This is a genomic window from Nonomuraea sp. NPDC050536 (assembly GCF_044457685.1).
Lineage (GTDB): Bacteria > Actinomycetota > Actinomycetes > Streptosporangiales > Streptosporangiaceae > Nonomuraea.
The window spans coordinates 69816-95517 of record NZ_JBITHD010000021.1 but is presented as its reverse complement, the minus strand read 5'-3'; the positions used below and the strand labels follow the sequence as shown (position 1 = coordinate 95517).

26 protein-coding genes and 2 tRNA genes are annotated in these 25702 nt (G+C 67.9%); 14 read left to right on the top strand and 14 right to left on the bottom strand.

Annotated elements, in window-relative coordinates; genetic code table 11:
- Positions 1-38: 38 nt before the first annotated feature.
- Positions 39-275 carry a hypothetical protein gene (locus tag ACIBHX_RS41455; RefSeq protein WP_397073106.1) on the top strand — a complete coding sequence of 79 codons (237 nt, stop codon included), beginning with the start codon at positions 39-41 and terminating at the stop codon, positions 273-275.
- Here ACIBHX_RS41455 and ACIBHX_RS41450 read toward each other — a convergent pair.
- Together ACIBHX_RS41450 and ACIBHX_RS41445 are read right to left on the bottom strand one after the other, a co-directional pair.
- Positions 262-492: a hypothetical protein gene (locus ACIBHX_RS41450; protein ID WP_397073104.1), complete on the bottom strand. Its 231-nt coding sequence runs from the start codon at positions 490-492 to the stop codon at positions 262-264. The two genes, ACIBHX_RS41455 and ACIBHX_RS41450, sit on opposite strands and share 14 nt — an antisense overlap.
- A complete protein-coding gene (locus ACIBHX_RS41445; protein ID WP_397073103.1) occupies positions 486-692 on the bottom strand; it encodes a hypothetical protein in 207 nt (68 codons plus the stop codon). The genes ACIBHX_RS41450 and ACIBHX_RS41445 overlap by 7 nt, the downstream gene beginning before the upstream one ends.
- Before the next feature lie 406 nt (positions 693-1098).
- On the opposite strand from ACIBHX_RS41445, the gene pafA reads away from it, so the two are divergent.
- Positions 1099-2457, top strand: coding sequence for a Pup--protein ligase (gene pafA, locus ACIBHX_RS41440; protein ID WP_397073101.1), 1359 nt, complete (start codon positions 1099-1101; stop codon positions 2455-2457).
- A 1001-nt stretch (positions 2458-3458) separates the two neighbouring features.
- Here pafA and ACIBHX_RS41435 read toward each other — a convergent pair.
- Entirely contained in the window at positions 3459-3728 is a 270-nt protein-coding gene (locus tag ACIBHX_RS41435; protein ID WP_397073100.1) for a hypothetical protein, read from the bottom strand.
- Here ACIBHX_RS41435 and ACIBHX_RS41430 point away from each other — a divergent pair.
- Both ACIBHX_RS41430 and ACIBHX_RS41425 read left to right on the top strand, forming a co-directional pair.
- Positions 3721-4128 (top strand): VWA-like domain-containing protein, encoded by a 408-nt coding sequence (locus ACIBHX_RS41430; protein ID WP_397073099.1) that lies wholly within the window; start codon positions 3721-3723, stop codon positions 4126-4128. The two genes, ACIBHX_RS41435 and ACIBHX_RS41430, sit on opposite strands and share 8 nt — an antisense overlap.
- A gap of 389 nt (positions 4129-4517) precedes the next feature.
- On the top strand, positions 4518-5063 hold the full coding sequence (locus ACIBHX_RS41425) for a GNAT family N-acetyltransferase (protein WP_397073097.1): 546 nt from the start codon (positions 4518-4520) through the stop codon (positions 5061-5063).
- A 244-nt stretch (positions 5064-5307) separates the two neighbouring features.
- Here the strand turns inward: ACIBHX_RS41425 and ACIBHX_RS41420 are convergent, their stop codons facing one another.
- From ACIBHX_RS41420 to ACIBHX_RS41405, 4 genes are all read right to left on the bottom strand, one after another.
- Positions 5308-6339, bottom strand: coding sequence for a hypothetical protein (locus tag ACIBHX_RS41420; protein ID WP_397073096.1), 1032 nt, complete (start codon positions 6337-6339; stop codon positions 5308-5310).
- 492 nt (positions 6340-6831) lie between these two features.
- Positions 6832-7413 carry a hypothetical protein gene (locus ACIBHX_RS41415; RefSeq protein WP_397073095.1) on the bottom strand — a complete coding sequence of 194 codons (582 nt, stop codon included), beginning with the start codon at positions 7411-7413 and terminating at the stop codon, positions 6832-6834.
- Complete coding sequence (locus ACIBHX_RS41410) at positions 7410-7961, bottom strand: RNA polymerase sigma factor (protein WP_397073093.1); 552 nt, start codon at positions 7959-7961, stop codon at positions 7410-7412. The genes ACIBHX_RS41415 and ACIBHX_RS41410 overlap by 4 nt, the downstream gene beginning before the upstream one ends.
- A 338-nt stretch (positions 7962-8299) precedes the next feature.
- The gene (locus ACIBHX_RS41405) at positions 8300-8812 is read right to left on the bottom strand and encodes a hypothetical protein (RefSeq protein ID WP_397073091.1); all 513 of its coding nucleotides are present in this window, start codon (positions 8810-8812) and stop codon (positions 8300-8302) included.
- A 795-nt stretch (positions 8813-9607) separates the two neighbouring features.
- On the opposite strand from ACIBHX_RS41405, the gene ACIBHX_RS41400 reads away from it, so the two are divergent.
- The gene (locus ACIBHX_RS41400; RefSeq protein WP_397073089.1) at positions 9608-10234 is read left to right on the top strand and encodes a class I SAM-dependent methyltransferase; all 627 of its coding nucleotides are present in this window, start codon (positions 9608-9610) and stop codon (positions 10232-10234) included.
- A 268-nt stretch (positions 10235-10502) separates the two neighbouring features.
- On the opposite strand, the gene ACIBHX_RS41395 is transcribed toward ACIBHX_RS41400, so the two are convergent.
- The 5 genes from ACIBHX_RS41395 to ACIBHX_RS41375 form a co-directional block, all read right to left on the bottom strand.
- Positions 10503-11486 carry a phosphotransferase family protein gene (locus ACIBHX_RS41395; protein WP_397073088.1) on the bottom strand — a complete coding sequence of 328 codons (984 nt, stop codon included), beginning with the start codon at positions 11484-11486 and terminating at the stop codon, positions 10503-10505.
- A 291-nt stretch (positions 11487-11777) separates the two neighbouring features.
- A tRNA-Pro gene (locus ACIBHX_RS41390) sits at positions 11778-11849 on the bottom strand.
- A gap of 20 nt (positions 11850-11869) precedes the next feature.
- Positions 11870-11942 (bottom strand) — tRNA-Lys (locus ACIBHX_RS41385).
- An 87-nt stretch (positions 11943-12029) separates the two neighbouring features.
- Positions 12030-13445 carry a hypothetical protein gene (locus ACIBHX_RS41380; protein ID WP_397073086.1) on the bottom strand — a complete coding sequence of 472 codons (1416 nt, stop codon included), beginning with the start codon at positions 13443-13445 and terminating at the stop codon, positions 12030-12032.
- 395 nt (positions 13446-13840) lie between these two features.
- Entirely contained in the window at positions 13841-15811 is a 1971-nt protein-coding gene (locus tag ACIBHX_RS41375; RefSeq protein ID WP_397073085.1) for an AAA family ATPase, read from the bottom strand.
- Between the two features lie 269 nt (positions 15812-16080).
- Between ACIBHX_RS41375 and ACIBHX_RS41370 the strand changes: the two genes are divergently transcribed.
- The 3 genes from ACIBHX_RS41370 (at position 16081) to ACIBHX_RS41360 (ending at position 19046) form a co-directional block, all read left to right on the top strand.
- Complete coding sequence (locus ACIBHX_RS41370) at positions 16081-16512, top strand: SRPBCC family protein (RefSeq protein WP_397073083.1); 432 nt, start codon at positions 16081-16083, stop codon at positions 16510-16512.
- 283 nt (positions 16513-16795) lie between these two features.
- On the top strand, positions 16796-18055 hold the full coding sequence (locus ACIBHX_RS41365; RefSeq protein WP_397073081.1) for a serine protease: 1260 nt from the start codon (positions 16796-16798) through the stop codon (positions 18053-18055).
- Between the two features lie 28 nt (positions 18056-18083).
- Positions 18084-19046 carry an LLM class flavin-dependent oxidoreductase gene (locus ACIBHX_RS41360; RefSeq protein WP_397073080.1) on the top strand — a complete coding sequence of 321 codons (963 nt, stop codon included), beginning with the start codon at positions 18084-18086 and terminating at the stop codon, positions 19044-19046.
- A gap of 11 nt (positions 19047-19057) precedes the next feature.
- Here ACIBHX_RS41360 and ACIBHX_RS41355 read toward each other — a convergent pair whose 3' ends face one another.
- Both ACIBHX_RS41355 and ACIBHX_RS41350 read right to left on the bottom strand, forming a co-directional pair.
- Positions 19058-19405, bottom strand: coding sequence for a ClpX C4-type zinc finger protein (locus ACIBHX_RS41355; RefSeq protein WP_397073078.1), 348 nt, complete (start codon positions 19403-19405; stop codon positions 19058-19060).
- Positions 19406-19423: 18 nt separating this feature from the next.
- A complete protein-coding gene (locus tag ACIBHX_RS41350; RefSeq protein ID WP_397073076.1) occupies positions 19424-19726 on the bottom strand; it encodes a hypothetical protein in 303 nt (100 codons plus the stop codon).
- Positions 19727-20047: 321 nt separating this feature from the next.
- Between ACIBHX_RS41350 and ACIBHX_RS41345 the strand changes: the two genes are divergently transcribed.
- The 6 genes from ACIBHX_RS41345 (at position 20048) to ACIBHX_RS41320 (ending at position 25701) form a co-directional block, all read left to right on the top strand.
- Positions 20048-21862: a glycosyltransferase family 2 protein gene (locus ACIBHX_RS41345; RefSeq protein ID WP_397073075.1), complete on the top strand. Its 1815-nt coding sequence runs from the start codon at positions 20048-20050 to the stop codon at positions 21860-21862.
- Between the two features lie 46 nt (positions 21863-21908).
- Positions 21909-22919 carry an energy-coupling factor ABC transporter permease gene (locus ACIBHX_RS41340; protein ID WP_397073073.1) on the top strand — a complete coding sequence of 337 codons (1011 nt, stop codon included), beginning with the start codon at positions 21909-21911 and terminating at the stop codon, positions 22917-22919.
- A gap of 4 nt (positions 22920-22923) precedes the next feature.
- Positions 22924-23682 (top strand): cobalt ECF transporter T component CbiQ, encoded by a 759-nt coding sequence (cbiQ, locus tag ACIBHX_RS41335; protein WP_397073071.1) that lies wholly within the window; start codon positions 22924-22926, stop codon positions 23680-23682.
- On the top strand, positions 23676-24437 hold the full coding sequence (locus ACIBHX_RS41330) for an energy-coupling factor ABC transporter ATP-binding protein (RefSeq protein ID WP_397073069.1): 762 nt from the start codon (positions 23676-23678) through the stop codon (positions 24435-24437). Before cbiQ ends, ACIBHX_RS41330 begins: the two co-directional genes overlap by 7 nt.
- A gap of 104 nt (positions 24438-24541) precedes the next feature.
- On the top strand, positions 24542-24880 hold the full coding sequence (locus tag ACIBHX_RS41325; RefSeq protein WP_214325410.1) for an STAS domain-containing protein: 339 nt from the start codon (positions 24542-24544) through the stop codon (positions 24878-24880).
- Between the two features lie 47 nt (positions 24881-24927).
- Positions 24928-25701 carry an SDR family NAD(P)-dependent oxidoreductase gene (locus ACIBHX_RS41320; RefSeq protein WP_397073067.1) on the top strand — a complete coding sequence of 258 codons (774 nt, stop codon included), beginning with the start codon at positions 24928-24930 and terminating at the stop codon, positions 25699-25701.
- The last annotated feature ends 1 nt before the right edge of the window (position 25702 follow it).

Below are 25702 nucleotides of genomic sequence, written 5' to 3'. Positions count from 1 at the left end.
CCGAAGAGGAACTGTCCGGCGACGTCCTGGACGTGGTCGTGGAGAACCTCTTCCTCTGGGTTCTCAAGGAAGCCCGGGTGCCCACCGAGGACGAACTCGCCGGGATCGTGGCGATCGGCGCCCGCCACGTCGAGCTGCGGATCCCGCTGGCCGAGGCGCTGCGGGCCTACCACATCGGGGCCCGGCTCGGCTGGCGGGAACTCGTCGCACTGGCCGGGCCGGACGAGGCCGACGACCTCATCGCCACCGCCGTGCACGTCCTCACCTCGTGGTGATGGTCTTGGAGACCGCTTTCCCGGATGCCTTGTCCAGGACCGTGGTCTTGAGCTCGAAGCCTTCCAAAGCCTCGTGGTCGGGGTAGCTGCCGCTTTCGCCGTCAGGAACCGATACGTCTTTACGGCCGCCATCGGAGTTCAGCCGGTCGCCGTCCATCCCACGGAAATAGACATGGTCGGTCTCAGACTGCATGTCGCCCTGGCCGCCGGTCAGCACCTGACGTCGCGGTAGCCGCGCCATTGTGACCAGGTCTTGTACAGCTGCTTGGTCTTGCCGTCCTCCTTGGAGGACTTGGACAACCCGTCGTCGTCGGCGTAGTGCCAGGCCGCGCCGCCGCCCTTGCCGTCGCCGTACACATAGGCGGTGATCATGGACGGTGCGTAGCCGGTCCGGTCGGTGACGGTGGTCCCGGCCACCACGTACTTGTGGAACCAGTCGACGGTGGGTCTTTAGTGCCGTTGTGCGGCCACAGCATGGCGCGCAACGAGAGAGGCCCTGCGGACGATGCCGAGGGCCTCTCTTCGGTCGCGTTGGCTATTGGTCGTTCTCCAGGTGATTTCGTCGGTGACTAGTAGCAGCGTTTGCGGTCAGCTTGGACAGCGCTCTTGGCCAATGCAGTCGAGAAATGTCGGTGAGAAGTAGCAGCGCTGGAGGGCTGTAGATCGTCCGGCAAGGGCCGCGGTGTGCTCCAGCCAGACTCCGTTGCAAGTCAACCTCGTGGCGCACGTGTCGTCGGCTTCCGGGTGCCCGCACATCAGTCCCCGGCCGGGTCCGGCGAAAGACGATCTCGCCCGTCGCGGGCTGGGAGAATAGTGTGAGGTAATGGATCGACGCATCTTCGGGCTGGAGAACGAGTACGGCGTCACGTGCACCTTTCGGGGTCAGCGCAGGCTGTCTCCGGACGAGGTGGCGCGCTACCTGTTTCGGCGGGTCGTGTCCTGGGGCCGGTCGAGCAACGTGTTCCTGCCCAACGGCGCCCGGCTGTATCTGGACGTGGGCAGCCATCCTGAGTACGCCACCCCCGAGTGCGACAACGTCGTGGAGCTGGTCACCCATGACAAGGCCGGTGAGCGGATCCTGGAGGGGCTGCTGGTCGACGCTGAGAAGCGGCTGCGTGAGGAGGGCATCGCCGGCGACATCTACCTGTTCAAGAACAACACCGACTCGGCTGGCAACTCTTACGGCTGCCATGAGAACTACTGTGTGGGCCGGCAGGGGGAGTTTGGGCGGCTGGCCGATGTGCTGATCCCGTTCCTGGTCACCCGGCAGATCATCTGCGGCGCGGGGAAGGTGCTGCAGACCCCGCGGGGGGCGGTGTACTGCGTGTCGCAGCGCGCCGAGCACATCTGGGAGGGGGTGTCGTCGGCGACGACCCGGTCTCGGCCGATCATCAACACCCGTGACGAGCCGCACGGCGACGCCGAGCGGTTCCGCCGCCTGCACGTCATCGTCGGCGACTCGAACATGAGCGAGACCACGATGTTGCTCAAGGTCGGCGCGACCGACCTGGTGCTGCGCATGGTGGAGGCTGGGATCGTGATGCGCGACATGGGCCTGGAGAACCCGATTCGGGCGATCCGCGAGGTCTCGCATGACATGACCGGGCGGCGGCGGGTCCGGCTGGCCAACGGGCGTGAGGCGTCGTCGCTGGAGATCCAGCAGGAGTACCTGGGCAAGGCCAAGGACTTCGTGGACCGGCGGGGCGGCGACGTGATCGCGCGGAGGGTGCTGGAGCTGTGGGAGCGCACCCTGCGGGCGGTGGAGACCGGCGACCTGGACACGGTGTCCCGGGAGATCGACTGGGTCACCAAGTACCAGCTCATCGAGCGGTATCGGAAGAAGTACGACCTGCCGCTGTCCTCGCCCCGGGTGGCCCAGCTTGACCTTGCCTACCACGACGTGCACCGTAAGCGCGGGCTGTTCTACCTGCTGCAGCGGCGCGGCGCGGTGGAGCGGGTGGCCCCCGACATCAAGATCTTCGAGGCCAAGTCGGTGCCGCCGCAGACCACCCGGGCGCGGCTGCGTGGCGAGTTCATCCGCAAGGCGCAAGAGAAGCGGCGCGACTTCACCGTCGACTGGGTGCACCTGAAGCTCAACGACCAGGCGCAGCGCACCGTGCTGTGCAAGGACCCGTTCCGCAGCGTCGACGAGAGGGTGGACAAACTCATCGCCAGCATGTGACCGGGTGGGGCCAGGAACCAAAGCCACACCGGCGTGCGGCAGTCCGTAATTGAGCTACTTCCAGCCTGTCTTCGCAGGTGAGAGGGAATGGAAGTAGCTCAGTGGCTTGAACGGGTCAAGCCGGGATGCACGCGCTGGCAGTGGCTTGCGTGGCGCCGGCCAGACCGAGGCCAGGGCCTTCTCGATCGTACGAAAGCCCACACCGTACCTGCGCTGCAAGGCCCGACTCGCTAACCCTGCGCGGGAATCGCGGCGGATCGCCGCGTACAACTCGACCTTGGACTTCGAGTGCACCAGCACCCCTCACCCTGCGGAGCACACCGCAAGCCCAGGAGCGCTGCTACTTCTCACCGACATTGCTTCCTGCTCAAACGATCTCTGCCACAACTGACCGACGAACGCTGTCACTACTCACCTACGTAACCATCCAGGCTTGCATTGAGTCGTGCCAGGCTGGTCGTTTCGCGCCGACGCGGATTCCGCAGAGCAGTGTCTCCGCCGCGCCCGCAAGGCGCTCAAGGCCAGCCCGCCACCCAATCACCGATCGGACTTGGGACTTACTCGTCTAGCGAGCCAGCCGCGGAGTCGAGTCTTGCCACGTCAACATCGGCTTCCGTCAGAGCACGGAGGCAGCCGTCCACCACTCACTGACCTTGTGTTGGACAAGACGAGCAGGGTGATTGCTCCGCCTGGAAGCGGAAGGTCGGCCGTTCGACCCGGCCCCTGACCGCCAGCCTTGAACAACTAAGATGCCCCGAAGCCGCGATCGCTCCGGGGCGTTCTCGCGTGTGTTGACGGCAGCGCCTGGCGGACGGTCACCCCGAGAACATCCGCAGGCGCCTCTCACGCGAGGCTCTGGCCGCCGATCACAGTGATCACCTTTCCCGCTGACACGCTTGACGGTCCCCGTCATGGGGGAGGCCCCGGCAGGCGTACGTACTGCGATTGATCATTGGCGGCCGGTGCCTGTCCCTCGTAGCAGGCACCGGCCCGCGCCTCGCTTACGGGACGTCTCCCGCGTGGTCCACGATGCCCACGGCCACCTGAGCCACCGAGAAGACCACCTCACCCTGAGGCAACTTGCCATACGGGGACTGCGACTTCGATCCGCCGACGTAGACCCGGCGCGCCCCGAGCAGGACGTAAGTGTTCGGGTCGATGATGACTTCCTGGCGTATCCCCTCGTCGTCGTCCGTGTAGATTCCCACGCCTTCTCTGCCCAACAGATCGCGCACCTTCTCCACAAGGCCGCCGCGGATCAGCGTGGTCATCGACACCTCCGCGTCGGTCAGCGACGCCGAACTGGGGACCGCGTTGCTGGAGGTCGCCGCGATCGTCCGCGCCGTGGGCGGCCGGCGCGACCTGGTCAGCGTGCTGTCCTGCGACGCGGCGGCCTGGGTCGCACAACCGCTGTGCCGGGCCGAGGGGATGACGCTGGTGGGCGGCGGCGGCACGGACCTGCGTGCGGGCATCGCCAAGGCGCTGCAGGCGAGCCCGCGGCCGGACGTCATCGTGGTCCTGACCGACGGGCAGACCCCGTGGCCGCAGGAACGGCCGGCGTCCCGCGTGGTGGTGGGGCTGTTCTCCCGGACCAAGCGGTCGTACGAGAGCGATCCCGACTACGTGCCGGACACGCCGCCCTCATGGGCACGGGTGGTCAACATCGGGTAGTCAGGTCGGCGTTGGCGGTCCTACGCTCCGATGCCACCGAGCTACGCTGCTAACGCGAGTGCAAACAACGCTCCTGGATGACCAGTCGGGCCTTGCCGCGGGTCACAGTGGTTGCCGTGACGGCAACGCTGACGGCAACGTCGGGCACCAACACACACGACGCGCACTCTCGGCGGCAGCCGGGCACCTGGTCGGTCTGATTGGGCCGTATCTGGTGGGTGTGGTTGGTGTCCTCGTGCCGGCCTGGTCGCGGCGAACAGATCGTGGACCCGACAAGAGCCAACGTGAGTTCGATGATGATCGACAAAGGTGGACGCAGGTGAGCACCTCTACGTCCGCCTCTTGCAGTCGCCTTCGGGTCTTGGCCAGCACCGGGCTAGGTTGGTCGGGTGGGGGCCTATGAGGATCTAGCCGCGGAGCTGGTGACCGAGCGGCTGCGGTTGCGGCGGTGGGTGCCGTCGGATGCCGAGGAGTACCGCGGGTTGTGGCTTGAGCGGGATCCACGAGTGCCGCCGGTGCGGCGGATCGACGCCGAGGGTCGCCCGACGGTCGAGGACATCCGCGGCTGGCTCCTCACCAATCCGCTGGCGGCGGATCCGGGGCTCGGGTTGCTGCCGATCGAGCTGCGAGACACCGGTGAGTTCATTGGGTACTGCGGATTGACTGTCGGCCAGGGATCTTTCGACGAACCTGAGATCGCGTACGAGCTGGCACAACGAGCTCACGGTCATGGTTACGCGACAGAAGCCGCCCGTGCGGTCGTCGAAGCCGCGACTCGAACAGGACGTCGACGACTCTGGGCGACCGTGTGGGAGTGGAACGCACCCTCGTTCCGTGTCCTTGAGAAGCTCGATTTCCACCGAAGCGAGCGCATCACCGTGGACGCCGAACGCGGCAACACGATCTGGATGACGCGCGTACTCGACCCGAGGTAGACGCGAGCGCCGGCCGCGATCCACTCCTCGAAGAGAACCCTATTAGGTGATCTTGCTAACGCCGTTGCAACAACGACCCCACACAGCCGTGGACACTGGTGGACCGGGATCTTGGCGAACAGGGCGCCGACCAGGGCCGGAGGGATGGCAGCGGACGCCGTTGGACAGTCATAGAGAATCTCGTAATGAGGTGCTCTGCGCGTAGATGCCGCTCCCGGGCCAGGGAATCTGCGTCGTAGTGTTCCTATCGCGTCGGGGTGAAGGACGAGACGATGAGCCAGACGCTGGCAGCCGCGATCACACCCGCGACGACGATGTCCTTTGCCCGTCCGGGAATCACGCCTTTCACCTGTCCGCGGATCATGCTTCGCGACAGATGGACGGTTCCGGCCCAGGAGATCCGCACCCGCAGGCTCCAAACGGCCGACGCGACGAGGGCTGCCGCGACAAGCAACGGCCATCGCACCGAATCGAGGAACAGCATCTGGAAGTCATCGCTGTACTGAGTGGCGTACGTCGCGACGTCGAGCAGCGGGAACAGGAGAAGAGCCACCGCGGCCGCGGTGCCGGCCAAGCGTCCCCATCGGATGGGAATGGTCGCTCTCACGGCCGCCGCCAATGCGACGAGAACCACCGGCAAGCCGATCACGTCAGCCTCACCTGACCACCGCGCGAGGCCGTCCCAGGACGACTCCGGAGCCTCCAGGTAGATGACACCAACCACAAACCTGTCGTATGTGATCATGCAGCGGTCGAACATCGCCGCCCACGCCGCCGCGCCGACGGCGCCCGCCCACAGGATGATCCCGTACGGTCTCCGCGGCAGGGGTGACCGGGCCGCCAGGACCAGCGCCATCACGGCCACCGGATAACAGACGATCAAGAGCCAGGGCGGCACGAGCGCACGTTCCTGCCCAGTGCATGGGTCGGGGCCCGGCAGGAGAAACGCGGTGATCAGCCCGAACACGAGCACGGCGCCGACCGCGGCGACGGCGGTGAGCATGGCCCGGCGTGATCCGCGCAGGAGAAGGCCGGCCACGACGACCGGCAACAGAAGCACGCTCCAGAACAGCAGCTCTCCCGGCAAGGTCTCCAGCGCGTATGGGCCTTCCACCGAATAGGGATCGGAGTTCGTCGCGGAACAGAACCAGCCGACGCTCTGCCTGCCGAGCCCGAAGGTCGTCAGGATCACCGGTCCGGACGCGGCCAGCACCGCACCAAACCGCGGTACCGCCGCCACCGGGGATAACGCTCCTGCCGCGGGTTCCTGCATCACGGCGCCCTCTCCCGGAAATGATCAATCCGAGTCAGAGTAGCGGGTGACCGCCGACTCAGCGGGCCGCTTTCTGGGGCACCAATCGCCAACATCGGCAGGGCGACCAGCCCGCGTACGGTCTGATCCCGAGTCGCAGCTCTTTGGGGCTGTACAGCGGCGGCTCGACGACGCCGCACGGCAACACCGCCTCACGCGATCACATGGCATGAACCCGTCCCCACCGCATCAGCAAGGGAAGCCGCTGACGAGGCGCTGCCCTGCCCAACGGATCAAGTGGTCATGGGGCGATCGAGCGCCGTGCCCCTCGGACTTGCCAGCAACGGCAAGTCCCTGTCCGGCCGCCAGGGTGCTCTTGACAACTGGTGATCCCGCACGGCATCGGCATCCAACCTCAGGAACTCCGTCGGCCGCCGGCCACTAAGCCGACGGCCCACGCCGGAGATCGTAACGGGCAGTGGTTCCCGTCAGGGTTGAATCTCGGGTCGGCTCATGTCAGCTCCCGCTGCCGCCTTTCCACGTCGGGTCATCGATCGCAACGCAGGGCCCGACCTGGCCGGTGATCATGTGCGCCGTCAGTCGCCACAGCACTTTCTGCTTGCCCGTCTTGGAGGTCTCCTCCTCGTTCCCTGCGAACTCCAACACCAGCGTCTGGTCTTCGCCGATGTGCCGGGGATTGATGTCGAGCCCGCCATCGCGCATGCGGGCGGCCGCGTCGGGGCCTGGCCCCATGGCCACAACCTGGCCGACCGTCTTTCCTCTGCCGGTCTTGCACTCCTTGCCGGGTGGGAGGTAGCTGATGTCGGCTGTGACGCCTGCGGCATCCAGGTCCCGCTCCAGTTGGTCGGCGTCCTTGAACTCGTTGATCTCCACTCTGACTGTGCCGTCGGCGTTCTTGCTCACGGCGTACGCGGGCATCTCCGTCCCTGTCAGCAGGGGAACCGCGAACGCCGCCGCCACGGCGAGGAGGCCCACCGCGCTCCCTGCATACAGTCGGCGGGTGACACGGCGGTGTCGCTCGGCGCGCTCCGTGATCTTGGCTTTGAGGTCCATTAGCAGTTGCTCCTCGAATCTCATCCTGATGCTCCACTCATGACGAAGGGCAGGTTCCGCAGTGTCTGGCGGGCGCGGTGCAGGCGTACCTTGGCGGCGCTCTGCCGAATTCCGAGGGCGAGCGCGGCCTCCGTGACCGTGAGCTGGTCGATGACGACCAGTTCCAGTACCGCGCGCTCCCCCTCCGGCAACTCGGCCATGGCCTTGAACACCTGCCTGGCCTGCTGCTCCGCGTCTATGCGTTCCTCGAGCGTGGTGACGTCGTCGGTGGCCAGCGGGCGTCGCCCGCTCACCCGGTCCGTCAACTGGTACTGCCTGTACGTCCGGCGCCGCTCGGCGGAGATCGTCTTGCGGGCCACGCCGTAGAGCCAGGCGATCTCAGAGCCCAGCTCGACCCGGTAGGTGTGGGCCGAGTCGAGCACCGCCACGAACACCTCAGCCACGAGGTCGGCGACGGTGTGCGGGTCGTCGACACGGCGGGCGAGGAAACGAGTGACCGCATCAACATGCCGCCGGTAGAAGGCCTCGAAGGCCACAGGATCTGTGGCGATCTTCGCCTGTTTACGACGCACCGGTCATGCTCCCTTCGTCGATTCGCCCCTGCTTGGTGAGAACTGGCAAAAGGGTTACATCCGCAGGTCAGGCGCCCTCGTGATCCACCGAGCTTCTGGGAGCCACCCAGACGGACAATCATGAACTGAGCCGAACGAACCTGAACGGCGAGGTGACAGCCGACCAGCGCGCCGCACGATCCTGAACGGCCTTGGAGATCGTTTGGCGACGTTGTAAACAGAAGGTCAGGGGTCCGATTTCCCTCGTCGGCTCTGCAGGTGAAAGGCCCTTTCCCGTGATCGGGAAAGGGCCTTTTCGATCTTGTGGAGCAGCGAAATACAGCTACGACATCGTTCGATCACAGACCCAAGCCGTCGTCCGGAAGTCCGGAGGGCGGTGGAAGGCAATCGTGTGAGCTGATCCAGGTCCCCGCCTTTTCGAGGAGCGCGCCGGACTCGCTGATCCGGAACACGAAGTTGACGCCGTGAGGTTCGGTGTAGAGGGCGGTTTGCCCGGACGGCTGACCTGGGATCGGATGCCAGCGGCACGCGGCGGCATCCAGGGCGCTCGTGATCTGCTCGTAGGTCACGCTGGAGCGCATGGGAGTGATCATGTTCGAGTGCGAGTCTGGGAGCTCGATGGGATCGCGCCAGGACTGGACGCTGATCATCGTCACGGTTCGGCAGTGGCACACGCACAACTCGACATCCCCATAGGAGAACAGATGGGGCCATCGCCGGTGTTTGGTCACGCGGCCGATATCCCACGGACGGCCGAGCTCCGCCACGAGGTCAGTCAAGGAGGCTCCGCACCGCAGCGGACCGATTCCTCCGGTTGCGGCGAACTCTGCCATGGCTTGCTGCGCGCTCACACGTCGGAGCATCTCAGCCGCACACCCTGTCGTGCATGGGATTTGGAAGCATGCTTGTGGCCTCTCGGCACCCCGAGAGGCCTGGGACTATCTGCCAATGTGGCTGGCGATCGCTGCTGTCGCCATCGAGGCTGTGGGTTGAGCTTGTCGAGCGCCTTGCGATTGACGGGCGCTGCTGTGCATGCCGGTGATCGTTGCTTTGCGCGACTATGAGCGCCGTCTTGGCGGTCCCGACGCTCTTTATCAGTCAAGGCTTGAAGACGCTTAGGTCTCCGGGTTCGGTCTCCAGCGCCTCGCGGTTGAACAGCAGCAGGCCGAGGAAGAACAGCCCGCCCGCCAGGAGCAAGCCGACCACGATCAGGGGGGACCAACGCCCCTGCCGGCACCACCAGCACGAACAGCGCGACGACCGACCACACCAGCGCGCCGATCGCGACCGGCAGCGTCCGTTTCAGCTCCTGCTGGTAGCCCTCAAGCTGGACGGAATTATCGCCGCTCTGCCCGCCCGCCGAAGATTCCGTCATCTCGGCTACCTCACCTTCCGTGGAGGGGGGCACCAACCAAACTAGAAACAGACGAGCCGAATGCCGGCCCGAGGACTCTCTTCCGAAGTTTCCGGAAACTACTGACCTTCGAACCCGTGGTGTCGCAAAGGCTGACAAGTACGGGCCCGTGCAGGAGGCGGGGCCTCACGCACCATGTCGTCGAACGCCGACCTGGGACCTGCCGTTGGCTTGTGATGAAGGATCCGAGCTCATCTCTGCGTAGCTGATCCCCGTGGGGGATCATGGTGCGATGAGCGTGCGCTATGACGATGTGATCGGCCCACTCCGAACGGCATACGACGGCAGTGCCAAACGCCGTGATGTCAGCGGTAAGACTCCGTGGAAACTGGCGGAGCGGGAGACGTTCCTGGGCCGACTGGAGGGTCACGGCTGTAGGCGGCTGCTGGAGATTGGTGCCGGAACTGGTCAGGACAGCGCGTACTTTCAGGCCAGCGGTCTGGACGTGGTTGCTGTCGACCTATCGCCTGCCATGGTGGCCCTCTGCCGCGAGAAAGGCATTGAAGCCCATGTCATGGACTTCCTGAGTCTGGATTTCGCGCCGAGCTCGTTCGACGCGGTGTACGCGCTGAACTGCCTGCTGCACGTACCCAACAGAGACCTTCCGACGGTGCTGGACGCGATCTACATGCTGATGCGGCCCGGTGGCCTGTTCTTTCTGGGTGTGTATGGCGGAGGCAACCTGACAGGAGAAGGTCCCTTTGACGGGGATGATCATGATCCTCCCCGTTTCTTCTCTTTTCGTAGCGATGAGCAGCTTCAGGCGCACGCGCGCAAGTCCTTTGAGATTGTGGACTTCCATGTCGTCGGAGCTGACGAACTGCGGTTCCAGTCGCTGACGCTGCGGCGTCCTGGCTGATCAAGCGGCTATGGCCACCCATTCTCGCCGGGGTCTTGGCCCGCCTTCTTGGCCAACCGTCCGAACGCTCCGGCCCGGGATGCCGCGCCTCCGCACAAATGCGGCCCTCACGATCGCCACGGCGTGGCCGGCCGCCGTACGTGCACGATCCAGGGCTGGCTCACCGAGGAGCGTGGCTGGGCCGTACACCTGAAAAGCTGGAGCCTGCGGGTGACTCGGCGCTCGGCCGTGGTGCAGTCGCCTCGAGGGCTGCACCGTGCTGGCGATGTCAGCCGTAGCGGGTGAAAAGCTCCTGAAGGTAGTCCTCCAACCGGGAGGTGAGGAGCGTGGAAGTGAGATCAGTACGTCCGAGCTCGCGCCAGGGACCAGCGACCTTCTCGGCATCGGGCGCGAAGGCCAGGGCGTCCAATACCCGCCAGTACAGGTGCGCGGCGGGATCGGTGGTCAGCCGACCGCCTGCGGCGACGTACCGATCAGCGAAGAGCATCCCGGCAGGGGCGCCATGGAGAAGTGTCAGTGCCGTGGAGCAGTGAGCCACGTCCAGGTCGGCTGGCCCCCAGGAGGTCTCCACCCAGTCGACGATGCCGCTGATCCGCAGGCCGTCATTGGTTTCGGCGAAGAGTACGTTTCCGGGGTGGAAGTCCCGGTGCAGGAAGCAGGCGAGGTGGTCCGGGGGGTCGCGACGAATGATGTCGACGGCGCGATGCCACAGCTCGGCTCTTCCGGTGTCTTCAGGCATGCGCACGCGCTCGGGCCAGGTCCACGCTTGGTATGGGCGTGGACGGGTCTGTTCGGTCACCTGCACCTGATGGATGCGTACCAACTGTCGGGCCATGAGGTCGGCGCGCTGTTCGACTCCGTTTTCGTCCAGTCGCACGCTGCCGGGTAGCAGGGACATCAGCAAGGAGGGATGGTCGCAGTGTTGCGCAGGCGCGTCGACGGCCTGGAGCGTGGCCGCAGGCACATCCGTATTCTTGAGCAAGGTCAGAATGTCCGCCTCGCGAGTGAGGAGTCCTTCGGCATGCTGCCGGTAGAACGGCTTGACGAAGGACCGTAAGACAAGTGAGCGTTCGCCGCGCCGCCCGATGATGTGGAGACGCCGCATCTCCGACGTCCACCCGCCGCGCAGCCGCTCGACATGCGCGATCCGGTCGCCCTCGGGCAGACCCTTCTCCACCCATGCACGCGTGGCGTCCCAGCTCGGACCGTTGATGGCTGCTTCGATCAGATCCGTGTCCCTGCCCCCAGTCACGCGGACAGCGTACCGATCAACAATCGTGACCAGAACCCTTGCTCTAACCGAGACCATGGGAGCAGTACGGCAAGCCGCATCTGGATGCCGATCGGAAGTAGACCCGTGGCCTTGGTGCTTGGGTCCATCCCGTTCTGGGACCTTTGGAGACCGCTTGGGAATCTGCATGCGGAGATCGTCATTGGCCGAGGCGGGCAGTCCGATCATGCGCTGATGCCTTGGAAATGATCGTCGTCATCGAACCTGCCGTAACGGCTGCCACGGGGGAATCTCGGCACTGCCGATGGCGGGCCTCGTTGACCGGGCTCGAACCGGCGTCCACCCGGTCCCGAGCCGGGCGCTCTACCACTGAGCTACAACGAGGCCACGTCCATTGTGTACGGCTCCGCTGGCCGGGCTCGAACCGGCGCCCACCTGGAGGAAGAGCCAGGCGTTCTACCGCTGAACTACAACGGGCCAACCTCAGTCTGCTCGCTACCGGCACGCGGCCGCCACAGATTATCGGCAGCCCTGCCGACCGGGCTCGAAACCGGGCAACAGGCCTTACTGTTCCTCCTTGGCGGGCAGGTCGCTGACCACCACCCCGGCGGCCAGCCCGTGCCCAGCGTCTGCGGCCAAGTCCGGCTTGACGTGCTTGCCGCTGAACACCCCGGCTCGCCGCAGCAGCGCGGCCCAGACCGGGTCGGCGATGCTCACCCCGTGCACCAGTTCGGGCGTCGGCCGGAAGGCCGCAACCCCACGCTTGGGGGCGGGCGCGGTCCAGCCCGACGTCTCCGGATCCAGCCCTGCCGTACGGCAGGCGGCCTCGACGTCGGCGCGCGTGCAGGTCGCGCTCCCGTCGAGCACCTCCCACGGCAGCGGCAACGTCTCCCACACCGCGGTGTTGGGGTCGACGCCGCCGTTGGCGCCGCGATGCCAGGCGGCCAGGTCGGCGGCCATCAGCCGCATCGCCTTGCCCGGGCAGGCCACGTCCAGCAGGTCAAGCGCGTCCAGCGAGGCCAGGCAGGACAGCCAGCCGGCCCTGGCCGCGTTGTAGGCGGTCGCGAGGTTGTTCCACGTGGTGGAGTCGTCGCCGCGCCGTACGATCATCGAGGCCCGGTCGGTGCCGGGAACCCAGCGCTCCCGCAGCAGGTCGGTGCTGTGGCGCAGGACCGCCGACCACTGGCCGAGGAGCCGTCCGCGTTCCTCCTCGGCCAGGTGCTCCAGGACGTCCGGAGATGTGCGAACTTGGGCGATCATCCACCAGTCGCTGCCTGCCGTACACCGGTCGAGCAGAACCGAGGCGATCTCGTCGAACGGGTTGTCCCGGCCCGACAGGCTGAACTCCCGGCGCAGCTTGCGCCGCGCGGTGAAGTAGGCCACGAAGCACGCAGCGTTGACGTCGGCGAGGAACCGCTCCAGCGGGATGTCGGCGCCGAAGCCGGTGACGCCCACCATGAGCAGGTGCCGCTTGTCCTGCTCGACACCGAGCGTGCCGGCTTTGGCGGCGATGCGGCGAAGCATCCGGAAGCGGCGGTTGTATTGCCGCTTGGACAATTCCATACCTGCCGCTTCCCTGGCGTCCCGGTTGAGCCGGTCCGCCAGGAAATCGGTCCGCTCGGGCGTCCAGCGGATCTCGTCTCCCATGGTCGCCGCGAACTCCAGGAGCGATTCCGGGTCGTCGGGGTCGACCTCCACCGTCCGCTCGAACAGCCGGGTGGCCGCGGCGACCTGCTGCGCGCCGCCGACAGGCCGGGCGTAGTCGGTGGACATCGAGGAGAACCAGCCCTGGCCGCGGGAAGAGTGCTTGGCCGCGCGCTGCAACACGATCCGTTCGCGACGCGACAACTGCCCGTCAAGTGCCTGCAGCACCAGGTCGGCAACGTCCTCGGGCCGGTAGCGGCGATCCAGCGAGGCGTGCAGTTCCAGCAGGATCTCCTGGCGGGACCGATCTCTGCCCTCGTCCTTACGGAACCTCATGGCCGCCATCATCCCCGCTGGTCCGGCATGACTTCGACTGGATTATCCGCTCGCTGATCTTGAATGTCCGAACCAGCATGAAGGCGGCTCGGCTACCGGAGCTGAGCCTAGGAAGGACTGGCTCGCGTGGTGGCCGGTGCCCATACGGAGTTCGGTGGCGCTTCCGACCGGGCAGGCCGCCATCGATCACCCTGGACCTGCCCGGGGCAGAAACGGGTCAGCCGGTCCATCCGCACCAGTTGGCCAGCGTGCCCGAGCCTGGACGGGTGTGGGAACCAGTTCGGTGCCGCGGCGAATCGCTCCCTGAGGATGAGGGCAGCGGCCGACGGGCCTTCGCCTTGCAAAGAAACGACGGCGGCGAGCAGAACGTTCGCGCGCATGCCTCCCGGGTGGGGTCAGGGGCCTCGGGCGTCTAGTTCGTGTTGCCAGAGGATTTCGGTTAGGCGGGCTTCGGCGGCGGCCAGGTGGCGGCGGTAGGTGGTCATGGGGAGGCCGAGGAGTTCCGCGGCGGCGGCCTGGGTTTCCGCGGGCTGGACGAAGGTGTGGTGGAGGGCTCGGTGCAGGCGGCGGTCTCGGGGAGAGGCCGCCAGTTGGTCCGCGGCTTGCTTGAGTACGGCGCGCAGCGCGGATTCCTGGCCGCGGGCCAGCATGGAGGCCAGCAGGGGCGAGTCCCGCAGGCCGCCGGCGCGGCCGAGGGAGCGCAGGGCCGACTTGACGGCGGCGGCGAAGGTCTCCTCGTCCAGGAGCGAGGTGGGGGACGAGATGAGCGAGTCGCGTTCGGCCAGGCGGGATACCCAGGCCAGGGGAGGCACCGCGGTCCAGTCGTGGCCGAACACGGCGTAGACATGGCCGCCCACCGTGAAGTCGGCCTCCGGCATGCGGTGGAAGTCCACGTGCGCGCAGCCCTCGGCGAACGGCTCCGCCGAGGCGAAGGTCAGCAGGGTGTGGTCGGGGCACGCGGCCTGCAGGTAGGACCTGAACAGCTGGACCGTGATGAAGAGCTGTACGGGCGACGGCTCCTGGTATCGCTCCCCGTCCATCCAGAAACGCACCATCTGTCCGCGAGCGGGCACCCGCGCCATGGCCGGGTCGTCGTCCACCGAGGCGTCCATCGAGGCGTCCAGCGTGGCATCCACGGAGATCAGCTGGTAGAAGCCGACAGTGGCGCCTTCCGACGAGCGGATCGCCACCGCAGATCCCGGTTGCCGTTCGAGCCAGGACGAGCAGATCCGAGCGGATTCCTCCCCTTCGTGCTTGCGCACCCAGGACACGAACGTGCCCAGTTCCGCAGGTAGAGCGGGATGTGCGCTCAAGGCTCCCGTCTGCGGATAACCCGCCACGAACGGCCCGAGCACCGACGTGTCGCGATGCAGATAGACGAAGTCCAGCAGGATGAGCTGCTGTACGGCAGGCCGCGCCACCCCGAACTGCTGCCGGTAGTAGGCGGCGGCCCGGCGCCGGATCTCCTCGCACCCGTCCGGGTCACGCCAGCGCAGCTCGGCGCCGAGCGCGTCGCGTGCCAGGTCGTGCGGGAACAGGCCGCGCGAGCCGTACTCGACGATCGACAGGTCGCGCAGCCAGGCGAACAGTTCGGCGGCGTCCCGCAGGTCGAGCAGCGCGGCGAGCAGCGGCTCGGTGGTGGCGAGCACCTGCGCGCAGGCCTCGAGCGCCTGCTGGTGCAGCGGGCTGGGCACGGTGTCGACGAAACTCTTCAGCAGCGCGCCCATGACCTGGTGGGCCGAGACGGCGGAGAACCTGCGTTGCGCGGCCACGTCGGCGACCAGCGCGAGCGCCAGCGGGTGCCCGCGGGTGAAGTCGAGCGCCGGGTTCTGGTCGGCCTCGGGGACGCCGCGCAGCTCGAGCAGCCGGCGGCCCTCCGGGTGGCTGAGGTTGCCGAGCTGCACGATGTCGACCAGCTCGCGCCAGCCGGGATCCGCCCGCCAGACCGGCGGCGGCCGATCCCTGCCGGCCAGCACCGCGAGCGCGTCGCCGGCCAGCGCCGGGATGAGCTCTCTGCGCAGCCAGCGCTCGAGCGGCGCGAGCAGCTCCAGCGTGTCGATCAGCAGGACCAGGCCGGGCATCGTGGACAGCTCGTCCAGGCTCGCGATGCCGAGGGCGGCGAGCACGGCGGCCTGGGTGGGTTCGATCTCGTGCCCGTCGAGCCAGATCACCCGGTGGCCCTCGGCGGCCGCGCGCCAGCCGTACTGGTGCAGCAGGGCGGTCTTGCCGACGCCGCCGGGGCCGTGGACGAGCAACACCTGGGCGGGGAGCGAGGGATCGAGGAGACGCTCGAAGGCCGCCAGCTCGCTCTCCCTGCCGACGAATCCGCGCCGCCGCGCCGTGTCCAGCCGCTCGCCCAGCCGCATGTCCGCAGTGTGCGGCAAAATCCGTTGCCTGTCTTGAGGCAGCCTGATTAGTTTCGGGGCGAAGATCCGGAAATCCCGGGGAGGAGCGCTGACGAGCTGGATTCTCGGCGCGGACTTCCACAAGCTGTGGACGGCCGGCGCTGTTTCGAACTTGGGCGTGCTGGTGACCGCGGGCGCCTTCGGTGGTCTGTTCGGTACGGCTGCCGCGGCCCGGCTGGAGAGCCGCTTCGGACCCACGGCGTGGAGGACGCTCGCCGTACCATCGACGGGTGATCGAGCTGCGCGAACAGGGTGAAATCCCGCGCCCTGCCGCCGAGGTCTGGGCGATCGTGGCCGACTACGGGCGGGATCCGTCGTGGCGCAAGGGTGTTGAGACGATGGATCCGAAGCCGGCCGGGATCGTCCAGGTCGGCACCACGACCGGCGAGGTCATGCGTTTCGCTGGGCGCACCTACCGCAACGGCGGCGAGGTTCTGCGGGTGGATCCCGGGCGGGAGTTCGCCTGGCGGACCACGTCGGGGATCGACGCCGAGGGCGGCAGGATCGTCGAACCGCTGGACGAAGGCAGGGCCCTGTTCACCTTCCACGTCCGGATCCGGACGCGCGGGCTCGAATCCGTCATGGCGCCCGTGCTCCGACGGCTGCTTCGCCGTACGATCCGAGCGGATATTCGGCGATTGGTAAACCAGTGTGACTCCTGAGGCGTCTATATCCCAGGGAGGCCCACCATGCGCGTCCTAGATGGCCTCGCGACGCCCGACCTGGACGAGCTTCACCTGGAGATGCTCCTGATCGTGGCGTTGCACGAAGAGGCAGAGCGGCTAGCCGCCGAATGAGATCGGGCTCCAGCTCCCCGGCCGCACCGGGGAGCTGGAGCAGGGGGACCGCCGGCATGCGGACTGCAAGCCGACGGACAAGTACCGTGCAAGCCGCGCGCCAGCGCGCCACCGCACACTCACCCCATATGACAAAGGGGTGGGATAAATGCAGACAACCAGGCTCTTGGCGGCGGGGGCGCTCGCCATGGCCGCGCTCGCGGTCTCGGCCACGGGCGCGCTCGCTGACTCGCACGAGGTGGCCACCGGCACCCGCCTGGCCGCCAGGACCGATCCAGCGGTCCAGCTGATCGGGCTCAGCTACACGGGCAAGGTCGTCGTGCCGCAGGCGCGGCCGAACAAGGCCTTCCTCGGCCTGGTCGCCCAGGCCAAGCGGCACGCGCGGCTCGGGCACATCCCGGCCGACGCCCAGAGCCAGCTCAAGTGGGTGCTGCGCGCGGCCTCGGCCAAGCCGGACCGGTACCTGACCGCTTCGGGCCCGAACCGCACCGTGCCCGCCGACATGCTGGGACTGTGCACCGGCTGGTGGCTCACGCCCGACGGCTACATGGTCACCGGCGCGCACTGCGTCTCCGCCGTGCCGCAGTCGCTCCGCTCGAACTTCGCCACCAAGGCGCTGCCCAAGATCAACCAGGCGGACATGGCCTCGTTGCTGAAGAGCGTCCAGCCGGACACCGAGCTGGTCAACCTGGCCGGCGGGGTGATCGGCAAGTTCAACGCCGACCACATGCGCATCACCGGGCTGACCAAGACCATCGCCATCGTGACCGCCACCTCCAAGGACAAACCGCACGTCACGCCGCTGACCCTGGTGGCCAAGGGCGCGCAGTACCCGGGCGAGGACTTCGCGCTGCTCAAGCTCCGCGGCGCGCGCAACGTCCCGACCGTGCCGCTCGGCCAGGACAGGGACGTGCGCATCGGCGACACGCTCTACATCAGCGGCTTCCCCGGGCTGATCACCAACAGCCCCGTCTTCGACTTCCGCTCGAAGCTCTACCCGTCGCTGACCGAGGGCGCCTACAACGCCCAGCGCAAGACCGTGCTCGGCGTGCCGTACCTGCAGTCGCAGGCGCCGTCCTACCACGGCAACTCCGGCGGGCCCGTCTTCGACAAGGACGGCATGGTCATCGGCATGCTCATCGCGGGCAGCGTGGACGAGCAGACGCTGGCCGAGGCCGAGAACCACAGCTTCATCCTGCCCGTGAGCATCATCCGCAAGCGGGTGGCCGCCGCGGGCGTGAAGCCGGCCGAGTCGATCACGACCCAGGTCTACGACTCCGCGCTCGACGACTACTTCGCCGGCCGCTACCGCGCCGCGCTGCCCAAGCTCCGGCGGGTGCAGGCGCTCTACCCGGCTCACCCCTACGTGGGCGGATTCATCGCGGACACCCTCAAGCACCTGAAATAACCACCGCGCCCGGGCGGTTGGAGTGTCCATGGTTCTTCCTCTGTCCATTCTCGACCTGGCGCACATCGGCGAGGGAGAGACCGCGGGTGACGCGCTGCGGGCCAGTGTCACGCTGGCCCAGCACGCCGAGCGGTGGGGTTACCGCCGCATCTGGTACGCCGAGCACCACAACATGCCGACCATCGCCTCGTCCGCGACCAGCGTCCTGATCGCCCACGTGGCCGCGCACACCAGCACGATCCGCCTGGGTGCGGGCGGGATCATGCTGCCCAACCACTCGCCGCTGACCATCGCCGAGCAGTTCGGGACCCTGGAGACGCTCCATCCCGGCCGCATCGACCTCGGCCTGGGCCGGGCGCCGGGCAGCGACCAGCAGACCTTCCGCGCCCTGCGACGCACTCCCGTCTCGGCGGACCGGTTTCCGCAGGACGTGCTCGAACTCCAGGGATACCTCTCCGGCGAGTCGCTGATCTCCGGCGTCGAGGCCACGCCCGGCAAGGGGACCGACGTGCCGCTGTACATCCTCGGCTCGTCGCTGTTCGGGGCCCAGCTGGCCGCCACGCTCGGCCTGCCGTACGCCTTCGCCTCGCACTTCGCGCCCGACGCGCTGGAGGAGGCGGTGGAGCTCTACCGGCGGGAGTTCAAGCCGTCGGCGCAGCAGGCCACGCCGTACGTCATCGCCGGGGTGAACGTCATCGCGGCGGACACCACCGAAGAGGCGGAGCGCCACTTCCACGCGGCCAAGCGGCGCCGGGTCAGCGCGTTCACCAAGCAGCGGCTCACGCCGGAGGAGGCGGACCTGGCACTGGAGTCGCCCGCGGGGCGGCAGATCTCGCACATGACCAAGTACTCGGCGGTCGGCACGGCGGACGAGGTCAAGGACTACCTGGACGACTTCGCCAAGCTCGCCGACGCGGACGAGCTCATCGTCGCCTCCTCGGCCCCTGACCGCACCGCCTGGCTCCGCTCCCTCGAACTGCTTGCTGACTGACGGGCCCAGGGTCAGGCCTTGAAGCGTTCCCAGGCGGATTGGCGGGTCATGTTGAGCGAGGCGCCGATGCGCTCCCACGAGACGTCCCTGGAACGCAGGTGCTGGACCCAGTCGCGCAGGTTGTCGTCTATCTGCGCGCGGACCGCGGCGACGCGCGGGAGATGGTCGAGGATCTGGTCGTCCGACATCGTCTCCCACATCGGCAGACGCGGCTCGGTCGTGGCGACCGTCTTCTCCTGCTCGAGGATCTCGGTGCAGAGCCCCACGCATTCGTTGCAGATGAACACGCCGGGACCCGCGATGAGCTTTTCGACGTCCGTGCTCGGTTTGGCACAGAAGGAACATTGCATGTCAGGCATGGCCTGACGCTAGCATCGTCAGGCCGCGCCTGACAAGGCTTGCAGAATGGCCTGCCGTTCGTCGTTGATGCGGCGGCAGATGGTCACATAGGCATTGAGCACCTTGCAGTACGCCGCGCGCGCCTCGTCGAGCTGGGCGCTGAGCGTCAGGATGCGCCCCGGGTCGCCCTGCCCTTCCGCCTCGACGAGCAGCGTGCGGGCCTCGTCGACGATCTCCTCTGCCCTGATCCTCGTACGGCGCAGCAGTGCGGAGCACTCGTACAGCTCCGCCAGCCGTGCTGAGGAGACGATGGACTCCCGCCTGCGGAGTTCGGTTTCCATGGACCCGCCACCTCCCCGGTCAAGGTTGCCTGAGTGTAGACGCGCGATCCTCTCGGACGGATCACCCGTGGTGGTCCGGGGATAGGGCACTGTGGCCTTCGGTGAGGTTCTCTCCCCCTGGGTGGAAAACAGCCTCCCCGAGCTCCATTCGGCGGTGCGCAATTGTGCCAATTGGCTGGGTTACCAGCATTTATGCAGAGCTCTCGATCAAGGAAAACCGTCTTACGAAGACGTCCGATCAGCCACCCAAGATGCGGAAGAGGTCACATACTGAAACGGAACGAAAGCGGAGCGTGACGGCTGAGGGGCGCGGCTGTGGCAATGACGACAACAGGGAACGACGAGGATGCCGTCGACGTCAGCGTCGTCATCCCCGCCCACAACTGCAGACCGTATCTGGACCGCTGCCTGACCTCCGCGCTCGTGCAGCGGGTCAAGAAAGAGATCATCGTCGTCGACGACGGCTCGGTGGACGGTACGGCGGAGCTGCTCGACCTCTACGCCACCTACCACCGCAGCATCGTCCGCATCCTGTCCCAGGAGAACTCCGGCGGCGCGGGCCGGCCGCGTAACGTCGGCCTCGAGCACGCCCGCGGGCGCTACGTCTTCTTCTGCGACGCCGACGACTACCTCGGCGCCGAGGCGCTGGAGCGCATGGTGGCCATGGCCGACCGCAACGGCTCCGACATCGTGCTCGGCAAGATGGTGGGGCATGGCAGGCGGGCGCCCGAGTCGATGTTCCAGCGCAACGCCGAGCGGGTGGACCTGGGCGACAGTGCGGTCTACAACAGTCTGAGCTGCTTCAAGCTCTTCCGCAGGGAGCTGCTGGAGCGCCACGGCATCAGGTTCGGCGAGGAGCAGCTCGTCGGCGAGGACATCCTGTTCACCGTGCACGCCTACTGCCACGCCGACGTCATCTCCGTGGTGGCCGACTACGAGTGCTACCACCTGGTGTCCAGGCCCGACGGCACCAGCATCATGCAGCGCCCCGACAGCCGCGACCCAGTCGCCTGGCTGGCGATGATCCGCGAGCCGATCCGCCTGATGGCCGAGCACATCCCTCCCGGCCCGCTGCGCGACCACCTGCTGCGCAGGCACTTCAGGCTGGACGCCTTCACCCAGCTCGGCGCGCCCTTCCTGGAGGCGGGCGAGGTGCAGCGCAAGGAGATCGCACAGGCGGTCGCCGCGCTGTGCGACGAGTGGCTGACGCCGGGCGTCCTCAGCCGGCTCAACAGCACCGACCGCCAGCGCCTGGCCGCGCTCGGCGACATCGACAGGCTGGTACGGCTGGCCGACATCGAAAGCGCCACGGTCGTCCGCCGCCTGACCGGGCTGCGCTGGGACGACGACCGGCTGGTGGTCCGTGGCACGGCGGCGCTGGAGGGGCTGAGCAGGCAGGACGGCGTCGCCCTGGTACTGCGGGCACGCCACGATTCGGCGTGCGAGGTGGTCGTGCCCGCCGAGCGTGAGGGTGACGCGTTCACGGCCCGCATCGACGTGCCCGGCCTGACCTCCGGCGTCTGGGACGTGCGGGTGGCCGTCGAGCTCGAGGGGGTGGTCCGGATCGGGCGGCTGGGCGCCGACCGCGACGGCGGCATCGCCAGGCCGGCTCCGCGCCTGTTCGGCAGCACCGTGGCCCTGCCGTACTTCACCAGGGACAACGGCAACCTCAGCATCGACGTCGGCGGGCACGTGCTGGCGGTGCCGGGCACCGTCAAGCTGACCAGGACCCGGTGGAAGGTCGGGCACCGGCTGCTCATCGACGGCGAGATCATGATCGGCGACGACCGGCCGGATGCCGGGGCGGCGCGGCAGTTGGTGTGGCGCGAGCGCAACACCGGCTTCGAGCGCACCGAGCGGGTGATCGCGCTGCCCGGCGGGGCGTTCGCGGCCAAGCCCGCGGTGGGCCGCTTCGCGCCCGGCACCTGGGACGCCTACCTGGAGCTGGAGCTGGGCGGGCCGCCCGCCAGGTTCAGGATCGAGACCGACGCGGAGACCGTGGCCGCGCCGCGCCGCTGGTGGGGCGGTGCGGTGCTGCGCAGTGTCAGGCCGTACGCCACCTCGGGCAAGGGGCGGCTGAGCACGGTGGTGCGCAAGCTCACGCCGAGAGGGATCCTCCGCAGACTCTTCCGCTAATTGCCACCTATGTGCAGGTGCAACACCATGTCCTAAAGTATGGGACATGCACGTACCTGATGGATTCTTCAACGCCGCCACCTCCGTCTCCGCCGGAGTCGTGGCGGCCGCCGGGATCGGGGTCTGCCTGACCAAGGCCCGTCGGGAGCTTGACGACCGGACCGCGCCGATGGCGGGCCTGGTCGCCGCGTTCATCTTCGCCGTGCAGATGCTCAACTTCCCCGTCGCCGCGGGCACCAGCGGCCACCTGCTGGGCGGGGCGCTGGCCGCGATACTCGTCGGGCCGTACACAGGAGTGTTGTGCATGGCCGTGGTGCTGCTTGTCCAGTGCGTGTTCTTCGCCGACGGCGGGCTGACCGCGCTGGGCATCAACATCAGCATCATGGGCATCGTCACCGTGCTGGTCGGGTGGGGTGTCTTCCGCTTGGTCAGCCGCTTCGCCAGGGGCAAGGGCGGGATCACGCTGGCCGCCTTCCTCGGCGCGCTGGTGTCCGTGCCGGCCGCGGCGCTGGTGTTCGCGCTGCTGTTCGCGATCGGCGGCACCGCGCCCATCTCGCCGCTGGCCGTCGCCGCCGCGATGGGCGGCGTGCACGTCCTGATCGGCATCGGGGAAGCGATCATCACCGCGCTCACGGTCGGCGCGGTGCTCGCCGTGCGCCCCGACCTGGTGTACGGCGCGCGGGGGCTGGCGCGGACCCTCGTGCTGCGCGGCGCCGACGGCTCGACCTCTGAGGTGGGTACGGCTCCCGCCCCGGCGCCGGCCGCCCGCGGGTCGCTCAAGCCGTTCCTGCTCGGCGGCGTCGGACTGACGCTGGTGCTGGCCGGAGCGGTCTCGTTCTTCGCCAACTCCAACCCCGACGGGCTCGAGGCCGTGGCCGAGCAGAAGGGCTTCCTCGGCCAGGCCAAGGACCACTTCACGAACTGGGCGCTGAGCGGCTACGGCGAGGTCGGCGGGATCCCGGTGGGCATCGCGGGAATCATCGGCGTCGGGCTCGTGCTGCTCATCGCGGGAGCCGTCGCCTGGGCGGCGCGCGGCCGCAGGAAGGCCGAGGTCTGAATCCGTGGGCGCCGGTCACCATCACCAGCTCTACCTGCCGGGCCTCTCGCCCGTGCACCGGCTGCCGCCGCAGTGCAAGCTGCTGGCCGTGCTGGCCTTCGCGATCGTCGTGGTCGCCACGCCCAGGGAGGCGTTCTGGGCGTTCGGCGGCTACGCGCTGCTGCTGATCGGGATCGCGTTCCTGGCCGGGGTGCCGCTGGCGCACGTGGTGCGGCGGATGGTGATCGAGGTGCCGTTCGTGCTGTTCGCCGTGCTGATCCCGGTGATCGGGTCGGGGGAGCGGATCTCGGTGCTCGGGGTCTCGCTGAGCGTGCCCGGGCTGTGGGCCGGGTGGAACATCCTGATCAAGGGCAGCCTCGGCGTGGTGGCCTCGATCCTGCTCGCCGCCACGACCGAGCCGCGCACGATCCTGCTCGGGGCGCAGCGGCTGCGGCTGCCGAGCCTGCTGGTGCAGATCGCCATGTTCATGCTGCGCTACATGGACGTGATCGTGGAGGAGATGCGGCGGATGCGGATCGCCAGGGAGTCTCGCGGCTTCGAGGCGCGCAGCGTCCGGCAGATCCCGGTGATCGCCCGCTCGGCCGGCGCGCTGTTCATCCGGTCCTACGAACGCGGCGAGCGCGTGCACCTGGCGATGCTCAGCCGCGGCTACTCTGGCCAGATGCCGATAATCCAGGACATGTCGGCGTCCATGAAGCAGTGGGGAACCGCGCTGGCCCTGCCCGTGGTCGCGCTCGCCGTACTGGGGATCACAGCATGGTGAATTCGCTCGAGGTCAGCGACCTGGCCTACGCCTACCCCGACGGCACGCAGGCGCTGTTCGGCGTGAACCTCTCGATCGGCAGGGGCGAGCGCGTCGCCCTGCTCGGCCCCAACGGCGCCGGCAAGACCACGCTGGTGATGCACCTCAACGGCATCCTGACCGCCGGGCACGGCTCGGTGGCCGTGGCGGGCACACCGGTCCGCAAGGACACGCTCAAGGAGATCAGGCAGCGTGTCGGCCTGGTCTTCCAGGATCCCGACGACCAGCTGTTCATGCCGACCGTCCGCGACGACGTGGCCTTCGGCCCCGCCAACTCGGGAGTCCGCGGCGAGGAGCTGGAACGCGTGGTCAAGGGCGCCCTGGAGCGCGTGGGCATGCTCGAGGCCATCGACCGCCCGCCGCACCATCTGTCCTTCGGCCAGCGGCGCAGGGTGGCCGTGGCGACCGTGCTGGCCATGGAGCCGGAGATCCTCGTCCTGGACGAGCCCTCCTCCAACCTCGACCCGGCCGCCCGCAGGGAGCTGGCCGAGATCCTGCGCTCGCTCGACGTCACCGTGCTCATGGTCACCCACGACCTGCCGTACGCGCTCGAGCTGTGCGAGCGCTCCCTCATCCTGTCCGAGGGCGTCATCGCCGCCGACGGCCCCACGCGCGAGCTCCTCGCCGACCCTGACCTGCTGGCCCGGCACCGGCTGGAGCTGCCGTACGGCTTCGCCATCCCGGCACCGGCGGAACGGGTGATCGGGCCGGGGTGATGTCTCCGTAACCCGTAGCACCGCCTTCAGAGCGCTGATCGTAGTTTGTGCATGCCCGGTATCCGGGGATGTCGAAGTACAGTGGCTCATCGAGGAGGGGCCGAATGAAGCTGCGCCTGGCGCGACATGCCATGGGCGATGCCGTGGTGGTGGCCGTCGAGGGAGAGCTGGATCTGTTCACCGCACCCTTCCTCCGCGACGAGGTGCGCGACGCCATCAAACAGGACGGCGCCCGGCTCGTCCTCGATCTTCAGCAGCTGTCGTTCATGGACTCGAGCGGCCTGTCGGTGCTGATCGAGGCGTGGCGGCTGGCGACGGGCGAGGGCGGCGGGGTGTCGCTGGCGGCACCGCAGGCCCCCGTGGCGCGGATCCTGCGTACCACCGGCCTGGACCGGCGGATCAAGGTGTATTCCGACGTCGACACCGCTGTGGGCGAGATTTAACCCACCCCGAGTAGAACTTCATTCGGTTGCCCGTTAGGGTCCGTTCTATGGACCTGAACGGATCTGCAGCAATCATCTCAGGCGGCGCGAGCGGTCTCGGCGAGGCGACCGCCCGTGACCTGGCCGCGCACGGCGCCACAGTGGTCGTCGCCGACCTCAACGAGGAGCGCGGCAAGGCCATCGCCGACGAGCTGGGCGGCGTGTTCGTCAAGACGGACGTGTCCGACGACGAGCAGGTGCAGGCGGCCGTGGACGCTGCCGTCGCCACCGGCAAGCCGCTGCGCGTGGTGGTCAACAGCGCCGGCATCGGCTGGGCCGAGCGCACGGTCAACCGCGACGGTTCCCCGCACAACCCCGCGACCTACCGCAAGGTGATCGAGGTCAACCTGATCGGCACGTTCAACCTCATGCGCATCGGCGCGGCGGCGATCGCCAAGACCGAGCCGGTGGACGCCGACGGGCAGCGCGGCGTGGTCATCAACACCGCCTCGGTGGCGGCGCTTGAGGGCCAGACCGGGCAGCTGGCGTACTCGGCCTCCAAGGGCGGCATCGTGGGCATGACCGTGCCGGCGGCGCGCGACCTGTCGGCCATCGGGGTCCGGGTGAACACGATCTGCCCCGGCATCATCGACACGCCGATCTACGGGTTCTCGCCGAACTCCGAGGAGTTCAAGGCCAAGCTGGTCGCGCCCGTGGTGTTCCCCAAGCGCATGGGCCAGGCCGCCGAGTTCGCCCACCTGGTGCGCTCGCTGATCGAGAACGACTACATGAACGCCGAGGTCGTCCGGTTCGACGGCGGCATCCGCTTCCAGCCCAAGTGAG